The sequence below is a fragment of the Thermogutta sp. genome (assembly GCF_039793925.1).
Taxonomy (GTDB): Bacteria; Planctomycetota; Planctomycetia; order Pirellulales; family Thermoguttaceae; genus Thermogutta.
The window spans coordinates 1-8,684 of record NZ_JBAMME010000051.1; the positions used below are offsets into that span (position 1 = coordinate 1).

Sequence of the window (8,684 nt, forward strand, 5' to 3'; positions counted from 1 at the left end):
CGCCGCGGGCGGCATTTCCGTTCCCGCTGCCCCTGTCGCCGCGGGCATTTCGGTTCCCGCCGCCACCGCCCCCATGTTCCGTTGCAGAGTCCCGATAGCCGCTGCCACCGCTTGAGGCACCTGGTCCAGCGGGACGGCCCTCAGGCTATAGGGAAGAGGGGCATGCATAGGATTAATCGCAGCACAAACAATCTGAATGCGGTGCAGATCGGATGGAAGAGCAGACGCTATGGATGCGTTCAGTTCTCCTGCTGCCACCGTGTTGGCAACGACCAGGACAATTCCGTTGTCGGGCTCACTTAACAGCGATGTAATTTGGCCGATCACATCATCCGTCCGAATGAGCATACAGGATGCCCCCAACGCTGTGCATATGTTGGAGAACTGATCCGCGATCGGCCCGTCCATTTTCCCGCGGACCCTGGACCCAAGCAAGACGATCGGCCTCATCCTTCTTCCCTCCACCACTTCATTTTCAGATCCGCCGGGATTTTTCCCAATCCGGCCTCCAGGCAGTATCCATCCAGGTAGGCGTTGATGAACGGCATGCCAATCGGGAGAATTGCCGTGACGGCCATCAAGACGATCTCGTAAGCCGGCGGCTCTCCCCGAGTCAGCAGTACACCAAGTATTATAGCGCATACTGCGAGGGCGATCGCGGCCTCGGCCCCGATGCGGCTGAGCAAAAACAGGATGGGCGCCGTGAACAGAAACAGAATCCCGGTTACCGGCATGATATTACCAGGGGCTTTCAAGAGCATTTCTCTCCTCCGGCAGGTTGAATTCCTCAATTCGCCTCAGGAGATCCGGCGGCACAAACACCCGCCCGACCTGCACACCATAATTGGAAGACACGGATGCGAACGCGCCGTAGGGGGCCATTCCTAACAGGGTTTGGATGTCTGCTTCAGCCCGCCTGGTAAACAATCCCGTGCCAGGCGTAATAGAAAGGTCAAAGACCCGCTTGGCCAGTTCGATCACCCCGCCCGTGGTCGGACTCATCAGGATCGCGGAGGCAAACTGTTTCCCCGCTCCGGCCAGAAGTTCCAGCTGCTCCTGTGCCTGAGTAACGGCGATGACCGATACGCCGAGACCTCCGGCAACTCTCAGAAGGACGGAAAGAATCGCTCCATCCACCAATTGGAACTCCTCGATCAGCACGACCCTTCGACCGTAATGCCGGACGAAGGGCACAACACAAAACAGGCCCCAATTCAGCGCTGCCTGCTGCTCGGGAGAACCATAGGGCAGGTGGGATAAGGAGAGAATATTCCCTCCCCTCGGGCTGATTCTCGCCCTGCCCCGGAGGATCGTTTCGACAACGTGTCCTTTGGGCACGCCAAGTTTTTCCAGGAGCATATGGCGCAACCGGGCAACCCCCTCGCTGGCCTTCTCCCAGGGAAGATCTTTTGTTTGCTTCCAGAGATCGACCAGGGCGGCTTTCAGTGGAACCTGCCTCCCCGGCAACGACAACTTCAGGATCAGGTTGAACACATACTCTTCGCTCCCGGCGAATTTCATGGCCTCTTCCAGCGTTTGGGCGCGGAGCGTCCTGTACCCGAGCGGATACAGATCCTCCGGGCGCAAAACACACGAGTTGGGGAACAGGGGCTCTTCAGAGCCGTTCTCCCCAGAACGCGTATACTCGCCCTTCAGGTCGGCTATGATGAACTGTACATCCGGATACTTTTCCAGCGCTTGCGCAAGGAGATATTTGGCCGTGGTGGACTTCCCCCTCCGGGTTGGGCCCAAAATGGCAATGTGTCGCGCCTGTTGCTCATCCCCCATGGAGACGCAGATCTTCATGTTATCCAAACTGAGCCCCAGATCCAGAGCCATCCCCTCTCCCCCCGTGTGGGAGGGGATGGCCGCCAGGTGGTCCAAACGGCTGGTGGCATACACGCGCTGCCGGGGAGGATCCAGGAGATTGGGGATCGTTGGAAAGATAGGGAACCGTTCGCTGCCCTGGGGTAACTGATACCCTTCGGCCAGCTGGGCCAGTAAGGAAAAGCTCTCCAAAAACAGACGGCCGGCATCAGCCTCCTGAATCGCCCTCTCGTACTGTTGGATCACAATGGGGTCTGCCCCCGTTGCTTCCAGGGCCTGTTTCTGTGCGATCAGATCGTCCCGGATTTTCCTGTCCACCGGGCGGACAGCACAGGCAACCAGCCCCCTTCGGCATGACTGCATCAGGGAGCGCAGGGGATCACCAGTCAGGCCGGGGTCAATGAGCATATACGCCTCAAACTCCCCCTTGCTGGTGATCGCTGTGTTTCCGGTCAACGCGATGGACCAACCGCGAGCCATATGAGCATTCCCCCGATGAGGATTGCAACGATCCCCACCCATTGCCCACTGACAGTCAGGGCGGGGGGGAGAAAGGAAACAGGAGTGGAATTCACCACCTCGGATGGTACCTGCATCTCCGGATATCGGGGAGCAAACTCCTCCCAATCGACCGGCTCTACGTTCACCGTCTGATAATCCACCAGGACAACAACAGTACCCGTGCCGGAAATCTCGGGCGCGCAACGATCCCCCTCCGGGGAGAGAGAATAACTATACGCGTACACCTTCCATTCAACGGAATCATCTGTCAGGGATGCTGGCACAAAATCGGCACAGGTCTGGCCGATCTCAACTCCCCGTCCCAGCACTCGCACCACCCAGAAGTTTGCCGGGATGATCAGGGGGAAAACCAGTCTCTGACGGTCAAACCGCCGCGCGGCGATTGCCGTTTCCCCGATCAGCACAACTTGCTTGTGGGAGCGGGGAGCCCGATAGGCAGGACACCACCAGTAATGATGGGCGGAGCTGATCAGTATTCCCGGGATTTCCCCGGACAGGCACTGGATGGCCAGATCCCCCGGAATCCCCGGCCCTTCTACGACTTTCCCGCCCAAGCGGGCAAACTCTTCGGCCGTCACGAACCACCCCCCTTTTTCTTCCGCCAGAGCAGAGGTCGGGGAAAGAGGAGTCAGAAGAATCAAAAGAAGTAGAAGAATCGGGGCGACCAGCGACCTTGCGACTAACGCGCTTCTGACCATGCCTGACGACGCTCCTCCCAAGCAGCCACGATCTGTTCCGCGCGTTTCATTTGTTCAGCATACACCCATTCCCCGCTCACCGGGTTGAATCGGGCAATCCACATCAGCCCCTGCTCCTGTCCGAGGGTGATGTCGGCCAGGTTCACTGCCGCGGCAATGACAATTCTTCTGCTCCCCACCACGGCCATTTCCAGGAACACAGTGCCGTGCTGCCTCAGCCACTGGTAAACCTGCGGGATGTGGCCATGGGTTGTCGTGGCCGTGCGGGTCGCCGCCCTGATTGCATCCAGAAACCGCAGGAGCGTGCTCTCGGAGGCGAGTTCGCCAAACACAATGTCGTTGGTGTTGGCGCTTCGTACGGCCGATACCGCAGCATCGTATCCCGATGGCTGCGCAATGACGACCATATGGTCCGGAACGACCACATCTACCGCATCCCCCATCGCAACCCCCCCGGACGGAATCTTTGCTGTATGGGATTCCTGCGTCCAGGCATACTGCAGGAGGGCATTCATCAAGGTGGATTTGCCGCTGGCAGCTGGCCCGCAGACGATCAGCACGCATCCGGGGACATACCGATACGCCCGGATGACGAAATCTGCCAGCCGCTGGGGGATGGTGGTGCCGATCAGATTGCTCAACGGGAAGAGGGTGATGGAGAAACACCGGAAGAATATAGAGACGTTATTCGCATCCAGGGCAACCGTAAGACGGACAATACTGCTCCCTCCCTCGGTGGAGGTCAGGCGCACCGTGTTGTCACTCGGGTTCGCTCCAGCGCTGGCAACCAGCGAGATGATCTTTTTCGCAATTCCCGGATCAACCCGGTGGTACGCCACGACATACATCTGCGGGTCAATCACCACGCATCTCAACGCAGTGTGCAGGTCCCCGGAGAGCGTGATGGAAACAGCGGGGTACTGTGCCACGATACTGACTAGGGGATACAACTCCGTCGCGTTCGCCTCGCGACACGCTGCCTGGAGCAAGGCGGCATTGCCACTTCCCAGGCTCTTTGCCATCGCGTTCAGAATGCTGAAGATCTGAGGACGCTCACTCATTCCACACCCCCATCACAGATCACCCGATGGGAACAGCAGCCCGAGGAGGCTGACCAAAGCCCTTGCGGCACCCCGTGCCTCGCTCGCCATCTTCTTCCTGTACTCCTCCCCGGAATCCCAAACGGGGACAGAAACAACCGGAAATTGCACAATTCGCTGCGACAAGGCAGGGTAACGACCGCTGAGTTCGTTGATCGCCATCTCGATGTCTCTCCTGCCCGTCCCGCGCTGGCTGGGATTCACGATGATCGCGTGGGGCATGCGCCCCGAGAGAAAACTGGATGCGATCTCAAGATTCTGCCTGGATGGGGCCATGACCACGCCGATCCTCGCTTCTGGAGGAATCGGCTGATTGGGATCATTGCCGTAATCCACGATGACATGACTGCTACCCATCAGGGCACCAATGATATGCGGGGCCTGCGTCATCCGGCCATACATGTTGCCGACAAACACCAGTTTCCCCTTGCCGATCGTCAGCAGGGCAATCTCTCCCATCTGTCGTCTCTCGTCATGATCCAGGAACACGTGGGTGAGGCCTGCCTGGACATCGCTGTCGCAAAGCGTGGTATGGTAACCGCTCTGGGCCAGATACAGGGCCAGCAGTGCGGATACCATGCTTTTACCAACCCCACCCTTGACCCCGACTATCGCGCACACAAGAGGTGGGGAAAACCGGGTGATTTTCGGGACCTGCGGAACACACAATATGTTCCGGGCCTCCGGAACGAATCCCTCTGCAGAGCTGCCCACTACGACAACGAGGGCGTCCGGGAAAGCCGCGGCCAAAGAGTCGGCCTGGTCGGGGGTGAAAGGTCCCCCCAGGAGATGGACATCCTTCTCTGCCTGGCCATGCAGGCTGAATACCAACCCCTGAAGGCTGGTGGCAAACTCTGACCTCTGCCCGATTTGGGCGACAAACATCTTCACTCCTCCTGGTATAACCATTGCGTGTTGCCTGGCAGGCGATAACACCGGCATGCTTCACCCGGAAACAGGATGACATGCCCGGACCAGGTGGCGCGCATGCTGCCATGCAGGCACACCACCCCGGAGGTGTAATACACCACGCCCTCCCCACACCCCTCGAAGCCTGTGGGGAAAACCGGGCGATACACAAGCAGTGGGGAAAGGGCAACCCCCAGGGCGAAGACCACGAAGGCAACGACAGCCCACCTTTTTTGTCGTCGCCAGAAGAATCCTGCTGCCCCTCGAATGCTCTGTGCAAACCGCGAAAGCCACATCCGCGATCACCCTCCCGACGGGCGCGGCCCCGACGAGGGCGGCGTCGGTGTTGGCGTTGGGGTAGGTGTGGGTGTTGGAGTGGGCGTCGGCGTTGGCGTTGGCAAAAACTTGGCGACGTGAGCGTTAAATGATATATTGCACACCATCTGGATCACCCCCTTGCTCGCGCGAACGGTGTCCGGCAACCCCAGAGAACGCCCGAGCCAGAACAACAAGTTCTGCAAAAATTGTTGCAGCATGGAGGAACCGAGGGTACTATAAAACCGCTGGCTGCACTGACTGCTCAGGAAAGCCGGCAACTCATCTACCCGGATTGTCCGGGGCAGAAAGGGATTCGCCGGAAGACGAATTTCGGCAGCCCCATTCTGGGCGAACTCGCTTTCACTTTCAACCGGAGCTCGCCACACAACACAAAGAAACCGCTGCCGTTTGGTCTCGTAACGGACAACGGCCGGCTGCCCCCCCTCTACGCCGACAACCGGGGAGAGCGAATCCACCTCCACCACAAAGGCATAGTACGATCCGAGATTCCCCCCTTCTACCACTGTGCGATAGTGATGATAGCAGGCCTCCATGGCAGCCCATGGGGCAGGGACGAACGGGAGGGATGGGGCGCTCGCCAGAGGCATTGTTCCGGTGACCGGGGCAACGGCCACGATCTCATACACCCCCTGACCCACAACACTCGCGCTGCCGCGCAATACCATCCACGGGTCAGTCTCCGGCGGGGCCGAGAGAGAGGTGTGGGGTACGGGGGGAGGGATGACAGGAATGTACTGCTCTTCCTGGTTCAGGAAATTCGTGGTGACAAACCGCAAAAACTCCCCTGCCTTGTCACACAGGGGCCCGGGAAGAATTTCCCCACACACCGAGCCGGCGACCCAGTTCTCTATGGACTGAAGGCCCAGAAGAAGAGCGTCGGTGGTACTGACCATTGCCGCTCCCCCCAGGAGCAAAGGAAAGCACATCACAACAGCAGCGTACAACAACAGCAGCAACAGACAGCCCCCACAACCTCGTCGCACCGTGCGCCTTATGCCTCGCGATCCCATGGCGTCACCCCACGAACACCTCATGGTGCAGATTTCGGATTCCTTGCCACAGGAAAAGAGAGGCCCTCCACACCAGAAACACCTGCAGAGCAACGATTGCCAGGCCGGAGAACAGATTGACCATCAAGAGAGACAACAGGTCGCTGCACTGCTCTGTCACCTCTCCGGTGTCGCTCACTACGCACCGGTCCGGAGGTTGTCCCCGGATGTAATCAATCTGATTCCCAATAATCCCTTCCCAGGGCGCGATCATGTTCTCTACGAGATAACCCAGGACAGGAACATCTGCATAGTGGTATGCAATGGCCAATTGGGCCACCACCGATTGTTCCACAATGCTTGCTTCCGTTCCGACCGACGCGACCGCTACGACCAAAATGACCAGATACAGTGTCAGCTTGCCCAGTGCCCCCATCGCGCGGGATAGATTGAGGGAGAGAAGACCGCGCATCAGAGAGAACACAAAATCAATTGCAACAACCAGAGTAGCAAATGCGACCGCGAGCCGGAATACATACATCCCCGCGATCATCCAATATACGCCTGCCTGCCCCCAGGCAACCGCGATCACCAGAACAGTGGAGTACGGAATGATCATTGAGGCCAAAACGACCAACCGCCCGGCGGTATCTGAGATGTCCAGACTCCAGGAATAGGCGAAAAACCTCTCTAGGTCGGAAGCCATCTCCTCCAGCAGGAGATTGGCGTTGTACAGCAACAGGTTCGCGACGGCAAACGATACGAGGGGGGTCATGATCCCCAACATGATCGTCAGCAGATGGTCGGATATATGATCCCCACCCCGTTGCCGGATGAGGGCCGCGGTGGAGAGAACACACGCGACAACCGCCAACTCGACGGGCAACACAATGTATGGCGCCTCAATTCCGATGCGATCGCCGAAGACGATGAGAAAGAAACGGAATTCCGTCGGCGCGATCACGCCATGCAGGGCGTTGGCCACGGCAGATATGACGACAGCAATGGTCTGAAGAAGCATCGGCAACATGCCGACGAAGAAGATCCGGGTGGCAGCCAGAATTAACATTAAAACAGATTCAAGGACAGATTCCACCTCTCCCCCCTATCGTTTCACCACTGGATCAGACAGGTAACCGGCCATCAGTGACCGCCCTTCAGCGGGTACAACGGGTCGCAGGCGGGAGCGTCAGGCGCCATCCCCTACCTCGTCAGGTGAAGTGTCCACTGGCGCGATTTTCAAATGGAAACATGGTGGACGCTCGTGCTCCCGGACAGGGTGGGCAGCGACTTTGTGGATGACGATCACTTCCGTCTCCCCTCTCACCACCACACCGTCATGGTATGGAGGCTGGGCCATTAAGAGGGCGGCATCTGCCAGCGCCGGGCCACGGTACTCCCGCTTCATCCCGAGCAGCACCTGTTGTCTCTCTGTATACCCGCGATACCACTCGAACTCTTCAAGAGGAAGCGAGAAGACGATCCGCATTCTCTGTCTTGTCATCGCGATCTCCTGAAAAACGGGATGGAGAGCGGGCACACCGATGGTCGCCGGATAGATCGGGAGGGTGATGATCTGCGTATACTCAGGCTGGGTATAAGAACGCACCCTCCCACCGCTGACTGGGATAATGGTAATCTGCCATGACCCCGCCCAGACGCTGACATGGAGATTGTTCTGAGACCAATCCTTCACGGTTTTGACGCCGTAGTGTGCCAGGTCCTGCTGAATCGCTTTCAGGAGATTGTCCCGCCACTGGCCAACAGCCCCGTTGACTTGCTGCAGCTCTGCACCCACGCGGGAATACTGTATCAAGTTATCCGGATCAACCGGCAATTCCTGAAGCGACAGGACAGGGAGCACCAGATCGGCCACCCCACCGGGAACCCCAGGTGGGAACTCATACACGGCCCCACCCAGGTGGATCGCTTGCGGGTGCGGCTCGCTGCCACCCAACACCACCTCCGCCTGATCGTCTCGGATATACACCAGCATTCCTCACCGTCCTGTTTCACCCTATCTGGTCACCTCTCGGTCGCAACGGTGCAACCCGCGATCGGCGACCTTACCACTGGCGATACGCCAACGGTGCCATCCCGCAATCGGAATGCCAGCGTCTGGCCATTGGGGAGAAAGCCACTCACCTGCCGTTCAGCCACGGCGGCGGCTCTATGGTAGGCCGCAGCGGCTGTCTTCCGGGAGGCGTCGGCGTCGGTGTCGGCCCCACGGTGGGCTGCGGCGGCTGTTGTCTGGGAGGCGTCGGCGTCGGTGTCGGCCCCACGGTGGGCTGCGGCGGCTG

At 59.0% G+C, this 8,684-nt stretch carries 11 protein-coding genes; all 11 read right to left on the reverse strand.

Features of this window, described 5'->3' with window-relative positions; all coding sequences use genetic code 11:
* Positions 1-450, reverse strand: a 450-nt coding sequence (locus ABJK56_RS01610; RefSeq protein WP_347242916.1) for a hypothetical protein, incomplete at its 3' end; no start/stop codon positions are given.
* Positions 447-761, reverse strand: coding sequence for a hypothetical protein (locus tag ABJK56_RS01615; RefSeq protein ID WP_347242917.1), 315 nt, complete (start codon positions 759-761; stop codon positions 447-449). The genes ABJK56_RS01615 and ABJK56_RS01610, both read right to left, overlap by 4 nt.
* A complete protein-coding gene (locus ABJK56_RS01620; protein WP_347242918.1) occupies positions 739-2,307 on the reverse strand; it encodes a DUF87 domain-containing protein in 1,569 nt (522 codons plus the stop codon). The genes ABJK56_RS01615 and ABJK56_RS01620 overlap by 23 nt, the downstream gene beginning before the upstream one ends.
* A complete protein-coding gene (locus tag ABJK56_RS01625) occupies positions 2,280-3,047 on the reverse strand; it encodes a hypothetical protein (RefSeq protein WP_347242919.1) in 768 nt (255 codons plus the stop codon). Before ABJK56_RS01625 ends, ABJK56_RS01620 begins: the two co-directional genes overlap by 28 nt.
* Positions 3,029-4,108: a hypothetical protein gene (locus ABJK56_RS01630; RefSeq protein WP_347242920.1), complete on the reverse strand. Its 1,080-nt coding sequence runs from the start codon at positions 4,106-4,108 to the stop codon at positions 3,029-3,031. The genes ABJK56_RS01625 and ABJK56_RS01630 overlap by 19 nt, the downstream gene beginning before the upstream one ends.
* A gap of 12 nt (positions 4,109-4,120) precedes the next feature.
* Positions 4,121-5,032, reverse strand: a complete 912-nt coding sequence (locus ABJK56_RS01635) for a P-loop NTPase (RefSeq protein WP_347242921.1) — start codon at positions 5,030-5,032, stop codon at positions 4,121-4,123.
* Positions 5,033-5,034: 2 nt separating this feature from the next.
* Positions 5,035-5,352 carry a hypothetical protein gene (locus ABJK56_RS01640; RefSeq protein ID WP_347242922.1) on the reverse strand — a complete coding sequence of 106 codons (318 nt, stop codon included), beginning with the start codon at positions 5,350-5,352 and terminating at the stop codon, positions 5,035-5,037.
* Positions 5,353-5,358: 6 nt separating this feature from the next.
* A complete protein-coding gene (locus ABJK56_RS01645; RefSeq protein WP_347242923.1) occupies positions 5,359-6,288 on the reverse strand; it encodes a hypothetical protein in 930 nt (309 codons plus the stop codon).
* Between the two features lie 121 nt (positions 6,289-6,409).
* Positions 6,410-7,480 (reverse strand): hypothetical protein, encoded by a 1,071-nt coding sequence (locus tag ABJK56_RS01650; protein WP_347242924.1) that lies wholly within the window; start codon positions 7,478-7,480, stop codon positions 6,410-6,412.
* A gap of 93 nt (positions 7,481-7,573) precedes the next feature.
* Positions 7,574-8,380 carry a hypothetical protein gene (locus ABJK56_RS01655; protein WP_347242925.1) on the reverse strand — a complete coding sequence of 269 codons (807 nt, stop codon included), beginning with the start codon at positions 8,378-8,380 and terminating at the stop codon, positions 7,574-7,576.
* Positions 8,381-8,409: 29 nt separating this feature from the next.
* Positions 8,410-8,684: hypothetical protein (locus ABJK56_RS01660; RefSeq protein WP_347242926.1), on the reverse strand; the 275-nt coding region annotated here is incomplete at its 5' end.

Bases quoted from the DNA above. Each gene is read 5' to 3' on its own strand.
- ABJK56_RS01615 (WP_347242917.1), bottom strand. From the start codon at position 761: ATGCTCTTGAAAGCCCCTGGTAATATCATGCCGGTAACCGGGATTCTG.
- ABJK56_RS01620 (WP_347242918.1), bottom strand. From the start codon at position 2,307: ATGGCTCGCGGTTGGTCCATCGCGTTGACCGGAAACACAGCGATCACC.
- ABJK56_RS01625 (WP_347242919.1), bottom strand. From the start codon at position 3,047: ATGGTCAGAAGCGCGTTAGTCGCAAGGTCGCTGGTCGCCCCGATTCTT.
- ABJK56_RS01630 (WP_347242920.1), bottom strand. From the start codon at position 4,108: ATGAGTGAGCGTCCTCAGATCTTCAGCATTCTGAACGCGATGGCAAAG.
- ABJK56_RS01635 (WP_347242921.1), bottom strand. From the start codon at position 5,032: ATGTTTGTCGCCCAAATCGGGCAGAGGTCAGAGTTTGCCACCAGCCTT.
- ABJK56_RS01640 (WP_347242922.1), bottom strand. From the start codon at position 5,352: ATGTGGCTTTCGCGGTTTGCACAGAGCATTCGAGGGGCAGCAGGATTC.
- ABJK56_RS01645 (WP_347242923.1), bottom strand. From the start codon at position 6,288: ATGGTCAGTACCACCGACGCTCTTCTTCTGGGCCTTCAGTCCATAGAG.
- ABJK56_RS01655 (WP_347242925.1), bottom strand. From the start codon at position 8,380: ATGCTGGTGTATATCCGAGACGATCAGGCGGAGGTGGTGTTGGGTGGC.